General features: G+C 68.4%; 19 protein-coding genes. 12 read left to right on the top strand and 7 right to left on the bottom strand.

Features of this window, described 5'->3' with window-relative positions:
* The 10 genes from BM388_RS12740 to BM388_RS12695 all read left to right on the top strand — a co-directional run.
* Nucleotides 1–354 (top strand): integrase core domain-containing protein (locus tag BM388_RS12740; protein ID WP_139233943.1); only part of this gene is annotated, 354 nt, incomplete at its 5' end.
* A 682-nt stretch (nt 355–1,036) separates the two neighbouring features.
* The gene (gene clrA, locus BM388_RS12735; RefSeq protein ID WP_245781540.1) at nt 1,037–3,808 is read left to right on the top strand and encodes a chlorate reductase subunit alpha; all 2,772 of its coding nucleotides are present in this window, start codon (nt 1,037–1,039) and stop codon (nt 3,806–3,808) included.
* A 12-nt stretch (nt 3,809–3,820) separates the two neighbouring features.
* Nucleotides 3,821–4,801 carry a chlorate reductase subunit beta gene (clrB, locus tag BM388_RS12730; protein WP_089850737.1) on the top strand — a complete coding sequence of 327 codons (981 nt, stop codon included), beginning with the start codon at nt 3,821–3,823 and terminating at the stop codon, nt 4,799–4,801.
* Between the two features lie 16 nt (nt 4,802–4,817).
* The gene (locus BM388_RS12725; RefSeq protein ID WP_089850735.1) at nt 4,818–5,555 is read left to right on the top strand and encodes a molecular chaperone TorD family protein; all 738 of its coding nucleotides are present in this window, start codon (nt 4,818–4,820) and stop codon (nt 5,553–5,555) included.
* Nucleotides 5,556–5,584: 29 nt separating this feature from the next.
* The gene (locus BM388_RS12720) at nt 5,585–6,382 is read left to right on the top strand and encodes a DOMON domain-containing protein (RefSeq protein WP_089850733.1); all 798 of its coding nucleotides are present in this window, start codon (nt 5,585–5,587) and stop codon (nt 6,380–6,382) included.
* Between the two features lie 12 nt (nt 6,383–6,394).
* Complete coding sequence (locus BM388_RS12715) at nt 6,395–7,531, top strand: Mrp/NBP35 family ATP-binding protein (RefSeq protein ID WP_089850731.1); 1,137 nt, start codon at nt 6,395–6,397, stop codon at nt 7,529–7,531.
* Between the two features lie 40 nt (nt 7,532–7,571).
* Nucleotides 7,572–9,449 carry a WD40/YVTN/BNR-like repeat-containing protein gene (locus BM388_RS12710; RefSeq protein ID WP_217641066.1) on the top strand — a complete coding sequence of 626 codons (1,878 nt, stop codon included), beginning with the start codon at nt 7,572–7,574 and terminating at the stop codon, nt 9,447–9,449.
* Between the two features lie 144 nt (nt 9,450–9,593).
* Nucleotides 9,594–10,964, top strand: coding sequence for an MATE family efflux transporter (locus BM388_RS12705; protein WP_089850729.1), 1,371 nt, complete (start codon nt 9,594–9,596; stop codon nt 10,962–10,964).
* 70 nt (nt 10,965–11,034) lie between these two features.
* Nucleotides 11,035–12,345: a short-chain fatty acid transporter gene (locus tag BM388_RS12700; protein WP_089850727.1), complete on the top strand. Its 1,311-nt coding sequence runs from the start codon at nt 11,035–11,037 to the stop codon at nt 12,343–12,345.
* Nucleotides 12,346–12,451: 106 nt separating this feature from the next.
* Nucleotides 12,452–12,955, top strand: coding sequence for an acyl-CoA thioesterase (locus BM388_RS12695; protein WP_089850725.1), 504 nt, complete (start codon nt 12,452–12,454; stop codon nt 12,953–12,955).
* 17 nt (nt 12,956–12,972) lie between these two features.
* Here the strand turns inward: BM388_RS12695 and BM388_RS12690 are convergent, their stop codons facing one another.
* The 3 genes from BM388_RS12690 to BM388_RS12680 all read right to left on the bottom strand — a co-directional run bounded on the left by BM388_RS12690 (nt 12,973) and on the right by BM388_RS12680 (nt 14,354).
* On the bottom strand, nt 12,973–13,362 hold the full coding sequence (locus tag BM388_RS12690; RefSeq protein WP_245781539.1) for an I78 family peptidase inhibitor: 390 nt from the start codon (nt 13,360–13,362) through the stop codon (nt 12,973–12,975).
* Between the two features lie 29 nt (nt 13,363–13,391).
* On the bottom strand, nt 13,392–13,523 hold the full coding sequence (locus BM388_RS12685; protein ID WP_089850723.1) for an entericidin A/B family lipoprotein: 132 nt from the start codon (nt 13,521–13,523) through the stop codon (nt 13,392–13,394).
* 84 nt (nt 13,524–13,607) lie between these two features.
* On the bottom strand, nt 13,608–14,354 hold the full coding sequence (locus BM388_RS12680; protein WP_089850721.1) for a sulfite exporter TauE/SafE family protein: 747 nt from the start codon (nt 14,352–14,354) through the stop codon (nt 13,608–13,610).
* A gap of 132 nt (nt 14,355–14,486) precedes the next feature.
* On the opposite strand from BM388_RS12680, the gene BM388_RS12675 reads away from it, so the two are divergent.
* Nucleotides 14,487–14,954 (top strand): HIT domain-containing protein, encoded by a 468-nt coding sequence (locus tag BM388_RS12675; protein ID WP_089850719.1) that lies wholly within the window; start codon nt 14,487–14,489, stop codon nt 14,952–14,954.
* 23 nt (nt 14,955–14,977) lie between these two features.
* Here the strand turns inward: BM388_RS12675 and BM388_RS12670 are convergent, their stop codons facing one another.
* On the bottom strand, nt 14,978–15,337 hold the full coding sequence (locus BM388_RS12670; protein ID WP_089850718.1) for a hypothetical protein: 360 nt from the start codon (nt 15,335–15,337) through the stop codon (nt 14,978–14,980).
* Nucleotides 15,334–15,870: a hypothetical protein gene (locus BM388_RS12665; protein WP_089850716.1), complete on the bottom strand. Its 537-nt coding sequence runs from the start codon at nt 15,868–15,870 to the stop codon at nt 15,334–15,336. The genes BM388_RS12670 and BM388_RS12665 overlap by 4 nt, the downstream gene beginning before the upstream one ends.
* 219 nt (nt 15,871–16,089) lie before the next feature.
* Between BM388_RS12665 and BM388_RS12660 the strand changes: the two genes are divergently transcribed.
* Nucleotides 16,090–16,563, top strand: coding sequence for a Dps family protein (locus tag BM388_RS12660; protein WP_089850714.1), 474 nt, complete (start codon nt 16,090–16,092; stop codon nt 16,561–16,563).
* 110 nt (nt 16,564–16,673) lie between these two features.
* Here BM388_RS12660 and BM388_RS12655 read toward each other — a convergent pair whose 3' ends face one another.
* Nucleotides 16,674–18,167, bottom strand: coding sequence for a DNA recombination protein RmuC (locus tag BM388_RS12655; protein WP_089850711.1), 1,494 nt, complete (start codon nt 18,165–18,167; stop codon nt 16,674–16,676).
* Complete coding sequence (locus BM388_RS12650; RefSeq protein ID WP_089850709.1) at nt 18,167–19,693, bottom strand: aminoacyl-histidine dipeptidase; 1,527 nt, start codon at nt 19,691–19,693, stop codon at nt 18,167–18,169. The genes BM388_RS12655 and BM388_RS12650 overlap by 1 nt, the downstream gene beginning before the upstream one ends.
* Nucleotides 19,694–19,708 lie beyond the last annotated feature (15 nt).

Here is a 19,708-nt window from a genome sequence, read left to right as displayed (position 1 = left end):
ACCGATCGCTTCACTCGGGCCGGTGAGCGAAAGCCCAGCGGGAACCATGCATTTGACCAAGAGTGCCAGGCCGATGGTATCGAACATCGTCTGATCAAGCCGGGAAGGCCGCAGACGAACGGCATGGTGGAGCGCTTCAATGGCCGCATCAGCGATGTGCTAGCGACAAGGCGCTATACCTCAGGAGAAGATCTGGAGCAGACGCTGAAACGCTATACGTGGCTATACAATCACCACATTCCCCAGAAGGCGCTGCACCATCAATCACCGATTGCGGTGATGAAGGAATGGCAGGCCAAGCGACCTGAGTTATTTACCAAGCGGGTGGTCAATCACACGGGACCCGACACTTAAACCCGATATATCGCATCGCTAACGTATCGAACACTTGATGACAACTCGGCACTCTCAATATTTGAGAACACCTCTCGGGAAAAGCCATCGTCCACCCCGCCGGAACAAACTTTTCCCGACCGATTACTTTAGTGCGCCACTACCCACCGCCTCTATGACGCTTTCCCTGTTTCGTCCATGCCTCAGGTCATACAGAAGCCTGACTTAAGCCCTCTTGCTTACCACCACTTCCCACCTTCCCCCACCCATGCCGGCCGCCCCGCCGGATCCACGCAACACCGTCACAGGCCGCGCCCCGAGCGCTTCTCCCGGACAGGAAAGATTTATTGACGCATATCAAACGTCAAATCAAAACCGCTGTGCGAACAACTTTCTTCCTGTCCAATAATATTTATCGAGTGCTACTCTTAAACCCGTTAACCGCGCTCGACCGATATCGTAGTGAAGGATTCTTCACGGCTCGCGTACGACACCCCTGACATTCCCGTGCATTCCTAAAGATCACGTTTAATAAATAAGCACAGCCAGTATTAGCCGGAATCCATTAATCACGGTCTTGACGTCGCGGTTACCAATCACGTCCACCCGGCAAAGCAGACGACGCGCAGGGCATGCCCGTCGTACACACACCGACGCCAATCGGGTCGATCGACAGGCGGCGGCTGTTGATGAGGAGAGAACCATGGGAATGTGGAAGCTGAGGCGTCGCGATTTCCTGAAGGGGCTGGGGCTGACGAGCACCGGCGCCCTGCTCAGCGGCAATGTCTGGGCACTGAATCGCCTGGAACCGATCGGTGACACCCTGGCCAGCGAGTACCCCTACCGCAGTTGGGAAGACCTGTATCGCAACGAGTGGGCCTGGGACAGCGTGGGCCACGCCGCCCACTGCATCAACTGCATGGGCAACTGCGCCTGGGACGTCTACGTGAAGGACGGCATCGTCATTCGCGAGGAGCAGATCGCCAAGTACCCCCAGGTCAATCCCAACGTGCCCGACGCCAACCCGCGCGGCTGTCAGAAGGGTGCCATCCACTCCACCGCCATGTACGAGGCCGATCGCCTGCGCTACCCGCTCAAGCGCGCCGGCGAACGCGGCGAGGGCAAGTGGCAGCGCATCTCCTGGGATCAGGCCACCGAGGAAGTCGCCGACAAGATCATCGACATCTTCGAGAAGTACGGGCCCGGCAAGCTCAAGACCCACCAGGGCTCGGGCAACCAGACCATGGTGCGCCAGTCGGCGCCCAACCGCTTCGCCTCGCTGGTGGGCGGCATCCAGCTCGACGGCTTCACCGTGGTGGGTGACCTCAACACCGGCGCCCATCTGGCCTACGGCAACCCGCTGGAGAGCTTCACCTCCGACGCCTGGTTCGACGCCGACTACATCCTGCTCGGCATGATCAACCCCAACGCCACCCGGATCCCCGATGCCCACTACATCTGGGAGGCCAAGTACAACGGCGCGCGCATCACCAGCACCGCGCCGGACTATAACCCCAGCTCCATCCATACCGACCTGTGGATGCCCATCAAGCAGGGCTCCGATCCGTTCCTGGCGATGTCGTTCGTCAACGTGATCATCGAGGAACAGCTCTTCAAGCCCGCCTTCATGAAGGAGCAGACCGACCTGCCGATGCTGGTCCGCCAGGATAACGGCAAGCTGCTGCGCGAGGCGGACCTGGTGGAGGGCGGCTCCGACGAGGTCTTCTATCACTGGGACCTGACCCGCGGCGAGGCGGTGAAGGCCAAGGGCTCGATGGGCGACGACGACAAGACCCTCAAGCTCGGCGACGTCGACCCGGCGCTGGAGGGCGAGTTCGAGGTCGAGGGCATCAAGGTCACCACGGTGTTCGAGCAGGTCAAGCTGGAGGCGGCCAAGTACACGCCCGAGAGCACCTTCGAATACACCAACATTCATCCGGATGTCGTGCGTCAGGAGGCGCGTCACCTGGCTAAGGCTCGCAAGGCGATCGTGATGCTCGGCTACATCACCTCGAGCTACTCCAACTGCCTCTACATCGGCTGGGGCTATGCCCTGGCGCTGGCGCTGACCGGCCACGGCGGCCGCACCGGCGGACTCGACACCTCCTGGGTGGTGTGGAACCACCCGAAATGGACCGAGCTTGCCACCTTCGACGGCAAGAAGTCGGCCCGCTACGAGCCGGGCGGCCTGGGTGAGGTGCTGCGCGGCGGCATGATGGACGGCATCCGCCGCCACTTCGACAACGAGAAGCTCAAGGCGCGCACCGGCTTCGACGTCGACGAGATGGAAGCCATGATGCAGGAGTCCATCGACGAGGGCTGGATGCCCTACTACGGCGAGATCAAGGGCATGATCTCGATCGCCGACAACACCTTCCGCCGCAACAAGATCGCCGAGACCTATCGCGACGAGCACCTGCGCCAGGCCAGCGAGCTCTACGTCAACATCAACGTGCGCATGGACTCCACCGCCGAGTGGGCCGACTACGTGCTGCCGGCAGCCAGCCACTACGAGGCCTGGGACCTGCGCACCCAGGGCTACCACCGCTTCTGCAACGTCTTCACCCAGTCGGTGCCGCCGGTGGGCGAGTGCAAGCCCGACTGGGACATCATGACGCTGCTGACCAAGAAGATTCAGGAGCGCGCCCTCGCCCGGGGCATCGGCCCGATCCAGGACGGCGAGGTCACCCGCGACCTGCACACCATCCACGACGACTTCACCCGCAACGGCGAGCTCAACACCGATTACGACGTGTTCCGCTACATCGTCGAGAACTCGCCGGAGTTCGACGGCGTGAGCGTGGAGGAGGCGTCCGAGCGCGGCTTCATCGTGATGAACGAGCAGGCCGGCCTCAACCAGCCGCTGGAGAAGGATCAGCCCTACAACCCCTTCACCGCCCAGACCGACGGCAAGCAGCCCTACGAGACCCTGACCGGGCGCATCACCTTCTACTGCGACCATCCGCGGTTCGTGAAGCTGAAGTCCACGGTGCCCACGGCGCGGCTCTATGCCGGCCCCGAGGCGTCGAACTACCCGCTGCACTTCTACTCGCCCCACGCCCGCTGGGGGATTCACTCCAACTGGCGCAGCAACAAGTACCTGCTGCGGCTGCAGCGCGGTGAGCCCAACATCTACATCAATCCGACGCTCGCGGCCGAGCGCGGCATCAAGGACGGCGACCGGGTCAAGCTGTTCAACGCCAACGGCGAGTTCTTCGCCCAGGCCAAGTTCTACCCGAGCATTCCGGTCGACTCGATCATGATGGAGCACGGCTGGGAGCCGCATCAGTACATCCATCGCAAGCCGATGAACAACTCCCACGCCACCCTGCTGCAGCCGCTGGAGCTGGTCGGGGGCTGGGGACACCTCCAGTTCATCTACGCCAAGTGGAATGCCAACCAGGTCATCCACGAGAGCAGCTACGACATCGCGCTGGCCACGGCCGAAGAAATCGCTGACCCGCGGGCCGTTTAAGAGGAGATTGCCATGGCTGTCAAACGCCAACTCAGCATGGTGCTGGATCTGAACAAGTGCATCGGCTGCCAGACCTGCACCGCGGCCTGCAAGCTGATGTGGACCAACCGCAACGGGCGCGAGTTCATGTACTGGAACAACGTGGAGACCCAGCCGGGGCTGGGGTATCCGCGCGACTACCAGAACATGGGCGGCGGCTTCGACGCCGATGGCGCCCTGCGCCTGGGCCGCCAGCCGAGCCAGGAGGACTACGGCATCCCGTGGGAGTACAACTACGAGGAGGCGCTGATGACCGGCACCGACCCGTGGCTGCGCCCGCACGTGAAGCCCACCTGGGGCGCCAACTGGGACGAGGACCAGGGCGAGGGCGACTACCCCAACAGCTACTACTTCTACCTGCCGCGGCTGTGCAACCACTGCGCGAATCCCGGCTGCCTGGCGGCCTGCACGCGCAACGCCATCTACAAGCGCCAGGAAGACGGCATCGTGCTGGTCGACCAGGAGCGCTGCCGGGGCTATCGCTACTGCGTCAACGCCTGCCCCTACAAGAAGGTCTACTTCAACGAGCAGATCTCCAAGTCGGAGAAGTGCATCTTCTGCTACCCGCGCATCGAGAAGGGGCTGGCCACCGCCTGCGCCCAGCAGTGCGTCGGCCGCATCCGCTGGATCGGCTACCGCGATGACGAGGAGGGCCCGATCCACCAGCTAGTGGAGAAGTACCAGGTGGCGCTGCCGCTGCATCCCGAGTGGGGCACCGAGCCCAACGTCTTCTACGTGCCGCCGCTGTCGCCCTCCAAGTATGCCTCCGACGGTCGGGAGCTGGACGAGCCGCGCATCCCTCTGGCGTATCTGGAGAGCCTGTTCGGACCGCGCGTGGGCGAGGTGCTCGACACCCTGCAGGCCGAGCGCCAGGCCAAGGCCGAGGGCCGCGAGAGCGAGCTGATGGACCTGCTGATCGGCTACAACCACGCCGAGATGTTCAAGCTCAGCTGAGCCGGGAGAGACGATCATGACCGCAGCGCACGCCCCCCCGATGCCCGCCGTCGCCCGCGCCGAGGCACGGGGCTCCATCTATCGCCTGGCCGCCGCCGCGCTGGGCTACCCGCTGGCCGAGACCCAGCAGGCCTTCGCCGACGGGCGCTTCCATCAGAGCCTCGACGACGCCTGGCAGCGGCTTTCCGGCGAGCCCTGGCCGCGGCTGGCGCCGAGCGCCAGCCTCACCGACCTGGAGGTGGGCTACATGGCCACCTTCATCCACGGCGACAAGGGCAAGCCCCGGGTGCCCCTGGTGGCCAACGCCTATCCCGACCTGCTCGCCGGGCTATCGCCCGGCAGCTACCTGCTCAACGTCCAGGCCTTCTATCGCCACTTCGGCCTGACCGCGGCGCTGGGCGACGAGGGGCTTAAAGACGAGCCGGACCACCTGGTAGCGATGCTCGAGTTCTGCGCCCTGCTCTGCCACCTGGAGCGCCGGGCCCTGGAGGGCGACGCCGACGTCTCTCCCTATCGCCGCGCCCAGCGGGACTTCCTGGCCCGCTGTCTCGGCCCGCTGCTGCACGCCGTGCGTGAGAGCTACGCCCGACAGCGCGACCTGGGGCTGGACGCCACCCTCGAGCACCTGATCGAGACCCTGCCGGACTGGGCCGACCGGCAGTGCCGCGCGCTGGAAGCCGAGGTCGGGCCCTGCCCGGACCCGGGCAGCAGCAAGGCGACTCCCGACACCGCAAGCCAGCCCCTCTGGGACTGAACGTGATCCGACCGACGAGGAACCACGTCATGACACTGCGTCACCTGCTCTACGGCACCGCCGCCCTGGCGATGGCACTCACCACCGCCAGCGGCGCCTTTGCCGCTCACCCCGAGCTCAACCCCAACGTCACCGAGATTCAGCCCGGCGACACCGTCAAGGCGTCTCGGCTGCCCGCGGACATCTACCTGCGCATCCAGAACGATCCCGACGACCTGATCTGGGATCGCCTTCCGATGTACCGCACCACCCTGCTGGCCGCCCCGCCGGTGCACGAGTCGGTCCAGCTGCGCTTCGACGAGGGCGCGACGCGGGGCAAGCACCTCTACTTCCAGGTCGCCCGCTCCAGCGAACGCTTCTACATCCGCCTGCACTGGAAGGACGACAGCGAGAACCGCGCCACCACGGTGGACGACTTCCGCGACGGCGTGGCCGTGCAGTACGCCCTGGGCGACGTCGATACCTCCTACATGATGGGCTCCGGGCCGGACGCCCCCGTCAACATCTGGTACTGGCGCGCCGATCACGAGCAGCGCATCGAGAACCTCGCCGCCGGCGGCTATGGCAGCACCACCCGGCTGCCCGAGCAGAGCGTCGCCGGCGCCAGCGACTACATCCAGGAGGCGGTCCCCGAGAACAGTGAGTGGCACGTGGTGATGTCGCGCCCGCTCGAGGCCGAGGGCGAGCATCAGGTGAGCTTCGAGCGCGACCAGGTGCCGATGGCCTTCGCCCTGTGGGAGGGCAGCGACCATGAGCGCGACGGCGACAAGCGCGTCACCCACACCTGGATTCTGCTGGACACCGGTGCCAACGACACCGAAAGCTGAGGAGGCATCACGATGTCGGTATCCCACTTTCCCCCCCGCGCCCCCTCCCGCGACCCCTCCCGCGACCCCCTGGCGCTGGCGCCCGAGGACTGCGGCCGCGGCCACGCCTGCCAGTTCTGCCCCCAGGAGGAGACCTGTCGCCTCGAGAAGGGCCATCATGAGAAGCGGCTGATCGAGTCGCGCCTGGCCCAGATCGGCCAGATCATCATGGTGATGGCCAACAAGGGCGGCGTCGGCAAGAGCACCGTCTCGGCCAACCTGGCCGCGGGGCTCGCCGCGCGGGGCTATCGCGTGGGTGTGGCCGATGCCGACATCCACGGCCCCAACCAGAGCCGCTTCTTCGGCTTCGTCGGCCAGCGCGTTCGCCTCGGCGGGAACGGCCTGACGCCCCGAACCTTCGAGGCCGAGGGGGTCGCGCATCCGCTGCGGGTCGGCTCGCTGGCCTTCATGATGGAGCGCGACGACACCCCCATCGTGTGGCGCGACGCCTACAAGCACGACTTCATGCACCACCTGATCGGCTCCTTCGACTGGGGGCCGCTGGATTTCCTGGTGATCGACATGCCGCCGGGCACCGGCAACGAGCTGATCACCCTGGCCGACCTGCTCGAGGGCCACGACGTGGCCGCCCTGCTCGCCACCACGCCCCAGGAAGTGGCGCTGATGGACAGCCTCAAGGCGGTGCGCTTCTGCCAGGAGCGCCAGCTGCCGCTGCTCGGGGTGGTGGAGAACATGGCCGGCGTCACCTGCCCCCACTGCGGCGGCGAGTTCCACCTCTTCCCGCGGGCCCACCTGGCCGAGGCGCTGGTCGAGGTCGACTCCCTGGCGCAGATCCCGCTCTCGCCGGCGCTGGCCAGCGGCTCCGACAGCGGCCAGCCGATCGTGCTGGCCGCCCCCGACGGCCCCGAGGCGCGGGCCTTCGCCCCGGTGGTGGAGGCCTGCGTGGCCCACGCCCGCCAGGGCTTCGCCGAGGCCGCGGCGCACTCGCTGCAGGCGCTGGCCGGCGAGGCCGGCGATGAGCTGGAGGCGGCCCTGGCGAGCGTCCCCCCGGAGCAGCGCGACGCCCTGCGCCATGAGCTGCAGGCGCAGTTCGCCGGCCTGCTGGGCGACGCACCTCGGCCACCCGATCCCGACGACGTCACCCGCTGATCTTTCGCCATCGCATGCACCTTCTTCAGGACGCCACGCCATGACCCAGACTCGCCATGCCGGCCCCCCCCAGGCCGATCGCCGCCGCTTCTTCCGCCAGCTGCTCGACGGCGGCAAGTCCAGCACGCCCCAGCGCACGCCCTGGCGCCGCGTACCCGAGGTGGGCGCCGGCGACGGTGACGTGCTGTGGTCGGGCCTGGCCATCGACGGCGAGGTGTTCGTGGTCGGCGACGAGGGCATGGTGCTGCACTTCGACGGCCATACCGAGGGCCAGGCGTGGACGCACATGACCTCGCCCACGCGGCTGCCGCTGCACGACCTCTGGGGCCCCTCGCGGGATAACCTCATCGCCGTGGGCTGGATGGGCACCGTGCTGCACTTCGACGGCAGTGCCTGGCAGTCGGTGCGCGGCGGCGTGATCGACGAGGCCAGCGGCCGCTTCGCTCCCTGCCTCGAGAACACCCCGCTGTTCGCCATCGACGGCAACGCCCGCGGCGAGGCCTGGGCGGTGGGCGACGACGGAGTGATCCTGCACTTCGACGGCGCCCGCTGGCAGGCGGAAGAGAGCCCCACCCAGGTCAACCTGCGCGCCGTCGCCTGCGCGCCGGGCGGCAGCGTGTACGCCGCCGGCGGCGAGGGCACGGTGCTGCACCGCGACGGCGACGGCCGCTGGACGCGGCTTCCCTGCCCGCTGGGCTCGGGCTTTCACGCCCTGCTGGCGGTGGACGACGACGAGCTGCTGCTCGGCGGTGGCCGCTACTTCGTCGATCAGGGCGGCTTTCGCGGCGAGCTGGTCCGCTACCGGCAGGGCGAGTTCCAGGCGCTGACCTTCAGCACGCCGATGCCGCGGCTGCGGGCGCTGAAGGCCTACAAGGACGGGACGCTGATCGTCGGCGATCAGGGGCATCTCTACTATCTGCAGGACCTGCGCCTCGATCGCCTGGAGAGCAACAGCCTCCATGACCTGATGGACATCGTGCCCCTGCCCACCGGCGAGGCCCTGGCGGTGGGCGATTTCGGCACCATCATGACCGCGGCCCCCGACTTCACCGAGGCCCTGGCGCCGCCGCCCGCGGCGGTGCACCCCACGGCCTGGGAGGCCATGGCCTCGCCCACCGACCGTCAGCTGTGGGGGCTGTGGGAGGCGCCCGACGGCCGTTGCTACGCCTGCGGCGAGGCCGGCACCGTGCTGCGCCTTGACGGCGATAGCTGGGAGATCCTGCCGGCGCCCAGCGAGCTGGCCGTGCACTGCGCCTGGGACGCCGGCCACGGCGGTCTCTTTGCCGCCGGCCAGCTGGGACGCATCTACCGCTTCGACGGCGAACGCTGGCAGCTGCACTTCGATCTGCACCTGGACCTGACGATCCTGGCGATGTGGGGCACCGGGCCCGACTCGATCTACGCGGTAGGCGACGAGGGCCTGGTGCTGCACTTCGACGGCCTGGGCTGGCGGCGCATGCCCAGCGGCACGTCCTCGGCCCTCTATGGGCTCTGGGGCCTGGACGACGAGCACTTGCTGGCCGTGGGGGACTTCGGACTGGTGCTGCGCTACAACGGCCGCGAGTGGGCCGAGTTCAAGGTCGGCACCGAGAGCTTCCTCTACGGCGTGTGGGGGCAGGCCCTGGACGACATCTACGCCGTGGGGCTCTCCGGCGCCCTGGCCCACTTCAACGGCCAGCGCTGGCAGCTGATGCCGACGCGCCTGCGCGACGACCTGATGAGCCTCTCGGGCTCGACGGCAGCCGGAGTCAGCGCCGTGGGCACCCGAGGACGCGCCCTGCGCCTGACGGATGGCCAGTGGCTTGGCGAGGATACCGGCACCGAGGCGGGGCTGCGTGCGGTGTGCGCCACCCGCGGCGGCGCCACCTACGCGGTGGGGGATCGAGGCACCATCATGCGCCGCCGGCCCGACGCCTGAGCTCTCATCCGTCACAGCGAGGGCCCCAAGCGCGACCGGGGCCCTCACCGTGATGGACAGCGCACACGACCTCGCGCCGCCCTTGGTTGCACCTTTTCACGACTCCGCCCATCCTGCCGCCTTCGCGTCTCGACCGGAGCCATCGTGACTTCATCTTCTCCCGCCGCCGCGCGCGCCCCTCAGCGTATCTGGGCGCTGGCCTGGCCGATCATCCTCTCCAACATCACCGTGCCGCTGCTCGGGCTGGTCGATACCGCCGTGGTCGGCCACCTGCCCGACTCGCGCTATCTCGCCGGGGTGACCCTCGGCGCCACGCTGTTCAGCTTCCTCTACTGGGGCTTCGGCTTCCTGCGCATGGGCACCACCGGCCTCACCTCCCAGGCGGTGGGACGCGAGGCCGATGGCGAGGTGCGCAACCTGCTCGGCCAGTCGCTGCTGCTCGCCGCGGCGATCGGCCTGGGACTGATCGTCGCCGGTGAGCCGCTCGTGCGATTCGGGCTGTGGCTGCTCGACGGCAGCGAGGTGGCCACCGAACTCGCCGCGGAGTATGCCCGCATCCGCCTGCTCTCGGCGCCGGCGGTGCTGGCCAACTACGCCATCCTCGGCTGGTTCCTCGGCCAGCAGAATTCGCGGGTCACGCTGGCCATCCTGGTGCTGACCAACGGCGTCAACATCGCCCTGGATCTGCTGTTCGTGGTGGGGCTGGGCATGACCAGCGACGGCGTGGCCTGGGCCACGGTGATCGCCGACTACACGGCGCTGGCCTTCGGCCTGTGGCTGGTCTCGCGCCAGCTCCGGTGGCTCTCGGGGCGCTTCCTGCGCAGCCAGATCCTGAGGCTTGCCGCCTACGCGGAGCTCTTCTCGGTCAACGCCAACCTCTTCGTGCGCACCCTGGGGCTGCTATTCGCCATGGCCTTCTTCACCTCCCGCGGCGCCGCCCAGGGCGATACCGTGCTGGCCGCCAATGCCGTGCTGCTGCAGTTCATCATGCTGACCAGCTACGCCCTGGACGGCTTCGCCCATGCCGCCGAGGCGCTGGCCGGCCGCGCCGTGGGGCGCCGACGCTTCGACGAGTTCGGCGACGTCGTAACGAGCGCCGCGCGCTTCTCGCTGCTCACCGCTGGCGCGGCTTCGCTGGCCTTCGCCCTGGGCGGCGAGGGGTTGATCGCGATGCTCACCGGCCTACCGGAGGTGCGCGAGACGGCTGGCGCCTACCTGCCCTGGATGGTCGTCATGCCGCTGATCGCGGTGTGGAGCTACCTGCTGGACGGCGTCTTCATCGGCGCGACGGCGATCCGCGAGATGCGCAACAGCATCTATGCCGGCCTCGCCGTCTACCTGCCGCTCTGGTGGCTCACCCAGGGGCTGGGCAACCACGGCCTGTGGCTCTCCTTCCTGGCCTTCGCGCTGGTGCGCTCGGGGGTGCTCGCGGCCTACTACCGGCACCACCGCCGCACCCGCTGGCGCCACGACGTGGCGGCCGCCCGCGTTGACGACGCGCCCCGCCCCGGGTAGCACAAGCCGCTGAGATTGCGCTACTTTCTGTCGGGCACGCCATACAAGACAACAGAACAAGGGAACTCCCATGCTCAAGGCTCTATCGCGGCCGGCCGTCAAGCTGGTCGAAAGGTACCTGCCCGACCCTTACATCTTCGTGCTGCTGCTGACGGTCATCGCCGCCGCTGCGGCCATCGCCGTGGAGCGCCAGACCCCGCTGGCCGTGCTGCGCTTCTGGGGCGACGGCTTCTGGAACCTGCTGACCTTCTCGATGCAGATGCTGCTGGTGCTGGTCACCGGCTTCATGCTGGCAAGCTCGCCCCCCGTCAGCCGCCTGCTGCAGAAACTGGCCGGCCTGGCCAACAACGCCGGCGCCGCCATCCTGCTGGTGACCCTGGTCTCGCTGGCCGCCAGCTGGATCAACTGGGGCTTCGGCCTGGTCGTCGGCGCACTCTTCGCCAAGGAGCTGGCCCGCCAGATCAGGGTGGACTATCGCCTGCTGGTGGCCAGCGCCTACTCCGGCTTCGTCGTCTGGCACGGCGGGCTCGCCGGCTCGATCCCGCTGACCGTCGCCACCGAGGGGCACTTCACCGCCGAGCAGATCGGCGTGATCGGCACCGGCGAGACCATCTTCTCGCTGTTCAACATCGCCATCGTGCTCTGCCTGTTCGTGGCGGTACCGCTGGTCAACCGCATGATGCTCCCGGACGAGAAGGACAGCGTCTACATCGACCCCAAGCTGCTCGGCGAGACCGAGACGAAGCGGCCGCGCCTCACCCGGCCGGCGGAGCGCCTCGAGAATAGCACCACGCTCGCCTGGCTGGTCGGCATCCCCGGCCTGCTGTTCCTGTTCGACCACTTCGTGCTGCGCGGCGGCGGCCTCAACCTGAACGTGGTGAACTTCCTGTTCCTGTTCCTGGCCATCGTGCTCCATCGCACGCCCCAGAGCCTGCTCAACAGCCTGCACGAGGCGATCAAGGGCGGTGCCGGCATCGTCATCCAGTTCCCCTTCTACGCCGGCATCATGGCGATCATGGTGCAGTCCGGGCTCGCCGAGACCCTCTCCGGGGCGCTGATCTCGCTTGCCACCGAGACAACGCTGCCCTTCTGGTCCTTCATCAGCGCCGGCATCGTCAACATCTTCGTGCCCTCCGGCGGCGGCCAGTGGGCCGTGCAGGCCCCGGTGATGCTGCCGGCCGCCCAGGCCCTGGGCGTGGATATCCCCCGGGTGGCCATGGCCGTGGCCTGGGGCGACGCCTGGACCAACCTGCTGCAGCCCTTCTGGGCGCTGCCGGTGCTCGGCATCGCCGGCCTCAAGGCCAAGGACATCATGGGCTTCTGCCTGATCCAGCTGCTGATCACCGGCATCATCATCGCCATCGGCCTGACCTGGTTCTGAACCGGCGTCGCGCCTAGCGTGATCCGAAAACGCCTCGCTCCCTCTTCCGGGGGCGAGGCGTTATGCTTGAACAAACCGCGTGACCCAACCTGACGAGACCCCTTAGATGGACGACCAGACCCTCCCCGGCCAGCACGAACTCTCGATGACCGTGCTGATGACGCCGGACATGGCCAACTTCAGCGGCAAGGTGCACGGCGGCGCCATCTTGAAGAAGCTCGACGAGGTGGCCTACGCCTGTGCCAGCCGCTACGCCGGCCACTACGTGGTGACGCTCTCCGTCGATCAGGTGCTGTTCAAGCAGCCGATCCACGTCGGCGAGCTGGTCACCTTCCTGGCCTGCGTCAACCACGTGGGCCGCTCCTCCATGGAGGTCGGCATCAAGGTGGTCGCCGAGGACATCCGCCACAAGATGATCCGCCACACCAACAGCTGCTATCTGACCATGGTCGCCGTGGACGACCACGGCAAGCCGGCGCGGGTGCCGCCGCTACGGCTGGATACCTCGCTGCAGAAGCTGCGCTTCGAGAAGGCCGCCCTGCGCAAGAAGCTGCGCAAACAGGCCGAGGAGGAGGAGCGCCGCACCCAGGAGGAGCACGGCGAACTCTAAAACGGCAAGGGCGTCGCTCAGCCGCAGTCGATGGCGGCGATCAGATCGCGCTCGTCCAGGCGCACGTTGAGGCGATCCTGGCGATAGTCGAGGGTGGCGGCCGTACCGGGGCGCAGCACCCTCAGGGTAGTGGCACCGCTCTTGGCCTGCAGCGTCTGGCCGAGCGTGGCGGTGAAGCGCTGCCCGACGCGGTCCTGAAGCGCTTCGGCGTCGCAGGCGTCACCGGCGGCCACGCCGGGCGGAGGCGGCGCGGGTGCCGGGTCGGGAGTGGTCGATCCGCCGGTACAGCCGGCCAGCAGCAGGCCGACGAAAAACGGCGCTAGCGCCTTGAGGGGCATGGTCTTCTCCTCTTCTTCCATGATGAAGGGCCCGTCCATGATGAAGGGCCCGAAACGATCGGTCGCCATTCCGGCAGGTGGCGGTCCCGTCCGCTGATTCAGTAGCTGGATTCCTGGATGGCCTCGCCGCCCTCCTCGATATCCTGGCCGGCGCCGCGGATGGTGTTGCAGCCACCGAGCAGCGACGCAGTGAACAGCGCGACGAGTACCAGTGCGATTGTCCGTTTCATGATTGCCTCCTCGGTCTCTCGAATTTGCAGTGACGTACTGATGCCCCTTCAAGCTAGCACGCGACCACCGTCGCCGCCGACCGCCTACCCCAGCAGCAGCCGCAGGATGATCGCCGCGATGACCGCGAGGGTCAGCCACTTGACGACAAGGGCCCCGCGCGCGCTCATGTTGACCTTCACCGCCAGCCAGGCGCCCAGCATGCTGCCCGCCGCCAGCGTCAGGCCGTAGCCCCAGCGCACCTGATCGTTGATCAGGAAGATCGCCAGGGCCGGCAATGTATAGACCAGCACAATCAGCACCTTGAAGACGTTCACCTGGGCCAGGTCGATCTTCAGCATGCGGTAGAGCACCACGATGAAGAGGATCCCCACCCCGATCTGGATGAAGCCTCCGTAGAGGCCGATGGCGAACATCGCCAGATAGACGGCGGGGGTGAGACGCTCGGCGGTGAGGGGCCGAGTCTCCACCCGCGGCTGAGGCAGCAGCATCAGCACCGCCGAGCCCGCCATCACCGCGATCAGGATCGCCTCGAACAGGGCGTCGTCGGTCTGCAGGGCCAGCCAGGCACCGGCCAGCGAGCCGGCGACCGCCGGCACCGACAGTCGCAGGGAGAGCCCCAGGTGGGAGGCGCCCGCGCGCAGGAAGCTGGTCACCGCCGAGACGCTCTGCAGGGCCACCGACACCCGGTTGGTGCCGTTGGCCGCCTGGGGCGGTAGCCCCAGGAACATCAGCAGCGGCAGCGTGAGCATCGAGCCCCCGGCGGCGAGCACGTTGATGAAACCGGCCAGGGTGCCGATGGTCAGCAGGGCGAGGGCCTCGAGCAGCGTCATGATGGCGTCCGTGCGTAGCGAGTCGAAGGCCGACCAGCATACCGGCCCCGTCCGGCCGGGGGAATCTGACCGCACAGCGCCGCTGTGCCATCATGGGGCGAAGAGGGATGCCCTCGCGAAAGGAGACGCGCGATGCCGGATTTCGAACCCGATGCCCGCCTGGTGGCGGATACCTACCCGATCACCGAGCTGCCGCTATGCCAGCTGCGCCTGATGGACGATGCTCGCTTCCCCTGGCTGGTGCTGGTACCGCGCCGCCACGCGGTCAGCGAGGTCTTCGAACTCGACGAGGCCGACCAGCGACAACTGTGGCGAGAAGCCACGACGATCGGCCGGGCCCTGCTCGAGGCCCTCGCGGGCGACAAGCTCAATATCGCCAGCCTCGGCAACGTGGTTGCCCAGCTGCACGTGCACGCCGTAGTACGACGCCGCGAGGACGCCGCCTGGCCGGCGCCGGTGTGGGGCCACGGCCGGGCCGAACCCTACGATCCGGACGCCCTGGCCGCCATGCGCGCCCGCATCCTCGCCGAGCTCGAGCGGCTGGACCTGGGCTCCGGCCATCGGTGGACTGACCACCAGGGCGCTGGCGATCCAGACTGAGGGGCGTCGAACTCCGGCCGATCTCAGGGGAGTAGTCCCAGCCGCGCCTGCAGGTCGGTGAGAAAAGGGTCCAGCAGGCCGGGTGGCAGCGCCCGGCCGCCCCGGGTGGCGATGGCCTCGACCCGGCTGCCGCCCTCGGCGCCTGCGAAGACGCGCAGCGAGACGCCGTAGCCCGGCATTCGAGCCAGGGCGGCGTCCAGCCGCCCCAGGTCGTCGTCGGCATGGCGAATCACGTAGCCGCGCGCCGTCAGCAGCTGCATGGCCTCGCGAAGGGTGGTCTCGGGCGTTGCCGCCAGGCGCAGCTCGCGCGGTGCGCTGGCAGGCGGCGCGGCACAGCCGGCGAGCCACGTAGCCAGCAGCAGGATCAGCAGCGTGCGCGTCATGACGCCTCCCCGGCCGGCACGGCCCGGATGGCGCGACGCAGATCGCGGCAGAAGTCGGCGTCGCTGGCGCTGCGCGATTCGCGCAGGTCGCCTCGCCAGTCGATCAGGCGAATGTCGCGGCTCACCCGCAGCGCTCGCCCATCGACCACCACCGAGACCCGCTCGGCGCGGGTGGCCTCGTCGATGCCCGGCCCGGCGCCGCCGCCGAAGCCGAGCACCACGCCCGTACCAATGTGGCCGCCGCTGCCGCCGCGCACGAAGCCGCCGATGCGCGGCAGGCGCTCGATGCCGTTGTCGTGGTAGATGGTGGTGCGGGCCCGGTCGGCGCTGACCAGCCCCAGCGAGGCGTCGGTGTGGCGCACCACGAAGCCCTCCGCCTCCAGGGCCGTGATCACGCGGTCCAGGTCATCGCCGGGCCCCGCGGGCCATCGGCACTCGGCGGAGGGGGCGGGCTCGGCCTCCGGCAGAGTCGTCGGCGTCATCTGGCATCCGGCCAGCACGCCCGGCAGCAGCCACAGCAGCCATGTGCGCATGGTGTCGTCTCCAGAAACGGGTAATTTCAGTCTAGTCCGGATGACGGTGGCCACGATACGCGCAGGGGTCTGTTGGCCGCGTGCGGCGCAAGACCTTGAATCACACCCCCGGCGCCCGCAGGTCATGGTCATCGGCTATGGTGGCCATGAAGATAACGGGCTTACCCGTGACCACCGAGCTACCGTAACCTGTTCACAAAGCGATCAAGGAGGCATTGCATGAGCGACACCAACACCATCGGCCTGCACGAGGCCAGCGCCAGCCAGCTCGCCGAGAAGCTCAACGAGCTGCTGGCCAACTACCAGATCTTCTACATGAACGTGCGCGGCTATCACTGGAACGTGAAGGGTCGGCAGTTCTTCCAGCTCCACGAGAAGTTCGAGGAGTTCTACACCGACCTGCTGACCAAGGTCGACGAAGTCGCCGAGCGCATCCTGACCCTGGGTCACACTCCGGTGCACGCCTACAGCGACTACGTGAAGATCGCCCGGATCGAAGAGGACAAGAACGTCCACGACGGCGAGGCCTGCGTGCGCGGCGTGCTTCAGGGTTACCAGACCCTGATCGAGCTGCAGCGCGAGCTGCTCTCGCTGGCCTCCGACGCCGATGACGAGGGTACCGCCGCCCAGGCCGGCGACTACATCCGCGAGCAGGAAAAGACCGTGTGGATGCTGGGCGCCTATCTCGGCTGAACGTCCCCCGTGAGCCCGCACGAGAGCGAGCCCGCATGAGAACGAGCCCGCATGGGAATGACGCCGCCCTCGGGCGGCGTCGTTGCGTGGTGGGGTCGATGCCTTCCGGCTCAGGCGCGTTCCGGCGACGACCGGTCGCCCGGGCCCCTCTCGTCTTTCTCAGCTCTCTCCTCAGGCCCTTCCTCAGCGCTTTCATCCGCCTCGCCTCTCTCCTCCGGCTCGTCGCCGTCGGCGGCGCGCACCAGCTCCGCGGGCAGCGGCTTCTTCATGCGCACGCCCAGGCGCTGCAGCTCGGTGGCCTGAGCCACCAGGCTGCCCTGGCCGCTGGCAAGCCGACCCATGGCCCGGCGCTGACTATCGCTTGCCCGCTCCAGGTGGCGCCCCACCTCCTCGAGGCTCTCGACGAAGCCGCCGAACTTGGCCAGCAGCTTCTCGGCCCGCTCGCCGATCAGGCGCGCGTTCTCGTTCTGGCGCTCCAGGCTCCACAGGCCCGCCACGGTGCGCAGGCTCGCCAGCAGGGTGGTCGGGGTGACCACCACCACCTGGCGATCGAAGGCCTCCTGGAAGAGTGAGGGGTCGCGCTCGAAGGCCGCGGCGAAGGCCGGCTCCACCGGCACGAAGAGGAACACGAAATCCGGCGAATTGAGCCCCGGCAGAGCCGGGTAGTCCTTGCCGGCGAGGCCGGCCACGTGGCTGCGCAGCGACTGCAGGTGCGCCTTCATGGCCGCCTCGCGCTCGGCCTCCTGATCGGCGTTGACCACCCGGGTCCAGGCGACCAGCGACACCTTGGCATCGACGATCAGGTGGCGGTCGTCGGGCAGGTAGATGATCGCGTCGGGGCGCTGGCGCCCCTGTTCGCCCTGCAGCGAGACCTCGCGACGGTACTCGATGTCCCGGCGCAGGCCGCTGCGCTCGAGCAGGGTCTCGAGCATCAGCTCACCCCAGTTTCCCTGGGCCTTCTGGTCGCCCTTGAGAGCCCGCGCGAGCCCCGCGGCTTCCTCGCCGAGGCGGGCGTTGAGCCCGGCCAGCTGCTCGAGCTGCGCCTTGAGCGAGCCGCTATCGCGACTCTGCTGGCCGTGGAGCTCCTCGACCCGGCGGCGAAACTGGTCGACCTGCTCGCGGAAGGGCTTGAGCGTCGCCTCGAGGCCGTCGCGACTCTGCGCCGAGAAGGCCTGTTGACGCTCCTCGAAGATGCGCCCGGCCAGCTGGCGAAACTCCTCCTTGAGCCGCTCTCGCGCCTCCTCGAGCAGGGCCAGCTGCTCGCGGTGGCGCAGCGCCATCTGCTCACGCTCGGTCTCCAGCCGAGCGGCCCTCTCGCGCTGCTCGGCGAGCCGGTTGCGCGTTCCCGATAGCTCGGCCTCCAGAGCCGCCAGGCGCTCACGGCTGGCATCCAGCTGGGCGTCGCTCTGGGTAAGCTCCTGCTCCAGGCGTCGCAAGCCGGCCTCGCGATCGGAGCGCGCCTGCTCACCGGCGGCGAGCCGCGTCTCGGCGGCCGCCAGGCGGCGCCGCCAGCCGAGTGCCAGGGCGGTGGTCACCGCCAGCAGTCCCACCAATGCCGCCGCCACCCACCAGGCCGGGGCGCTGGCTTGCAGCCATTCGTTCATCACAAGCTCGAAGAGGGTGAGGGTCGGCCGGCGTTCTCCGCACTCACAGTGGCCAGGTCCTCCTCTTTCACCGTGGCCAGGTCCTCCACCAGGACGCGCAGCAGCGTCCAGAACTCCTCCACCGAGGAAAGCTCGACACGTTCGTCCGGCGAGTGGGCGCCGCGGATCAGCGGTCCGAAGGAGATCATGTCCAGCTGAGGATACTTGCCGCCGAGGATGCCGCACTCCAGGCCGGCGTGGATCACCTTCACCTCCGGGTCGCTCCCCAGCCGCTCCTGATGCAGGCGCCGAAAGCGCGCCAGCAGCGGGCTTCCCGGATCGGGCGTCCAGCCCGGATAGGCGTTCTCGACCCGAGTGCGGGCGCCGATCAGCTCGAATAGCGCGCGGAAGCGGTCGGCGATGTCCGCCGTGGCGCTGTCGTGCAGCGAGCGCACCAGGGCGCACAGGTGGAAGCGCCCGGCCTCGAGGCTGACCACCCCGAGGTTGTTGGAAGTCTCCACCACCCCGGGCACCTCGACGCTCATCCGCTCGACGCCGCAGGGCGCCACGTGCAGGGCGCGCACCAGCAGCCGGCTGGCCTCGGCCGTCAAGGCCTCGTCTGCCGGCGCCGCCGTGGGCGTCAGGGAGAGCGAGAGCCCCTCGTCGACACCGGCCAGCTCGGCGCGCAGCTCGGCCTCGAGCGCCGCCACCCGCGCCTCGGCGTGGGAGCGTGCGTCTTCCGGCAGGGCCAGGGTCGCGAAGGCCTCTCGCGGCAGGGCGTTGCGCAGGGTGCCGCCGTGGTAGTCGATGAGCCTCGCCCCGTGGGGCTCCAGGGCACGCAGCACCCGCACCAGCAGGCGGTTGGCGTTACCGCGCCCCTTGTGGATATCGATGCCGGAGTGGCCGCCCGAGAGGCCGGTGAGCGAGAGCGAGAGCGCCACCTCGCCGGCCTCCAGCGGCGCGGTGGGCAGCTGGGCATCCACGATGACGTCGGCGCCACCGGCGCAGCCGATGTAGACCTGGCCGCGATCCTCGGAGTCCAGGTTGAGCAGCACCCGGCCCTCGAGCCAACCCTCGGCCAGATTCAGGGCACCGCCCATGGAGGACTCCTCCTCCAGGGTGAAGAGCGCCTCCAGTGGGCCGTGGATCAGGGCGTCATCTTCTAGGATCGCCAGCGCCGCGGCCACGCCGAGACCGTTGTCCGCGCCCAGGGTGGTCTGTCGAGCGTGCAGCCAGCCGTCGGCCTCGTGCGTCTCGATGGGGTCGCGGGTGAAGTCGTGGGGATGGCCGGCATTGGCCTGGGCGACCATGTCCAGGTGCCCCTGCAGGATCACCCCGGGCGCCTGCTCGTACCCGGGCGTGGCGGGCTTGAGGATGCGCAGGTTGCCAAAGGCGTCGCGGTCGTGGGCCAGGCCCAGGCCCTCGGCCCAGCGCTCGAGGGTCGCCACCAGGGCGGCCTCATGGCCGGAGGGCCGCGGCGTGTTGCACAGGGTGCGGAAATGGCGCCACAGGGGCCGGGGGGAGAGCTGCTCGAGATGTGCGTTCATGGGGCATCTGTCCGA

The sequence above is a fragment of the Halomonas saccharevitans genome (assembly GCF_900116405.1).
GTDB lineage: Bacteria > Pseudomonadota > Gammaproteobacteria > Pseudomonadales > Halomonadaceae > Halomonas > Halomonas saccharevitans.
The sequence above is the reverse complement of the archived record's forward strand: the minus strand, read 5'-3'. Positions and strand labels throughout refer to the sequence as shown.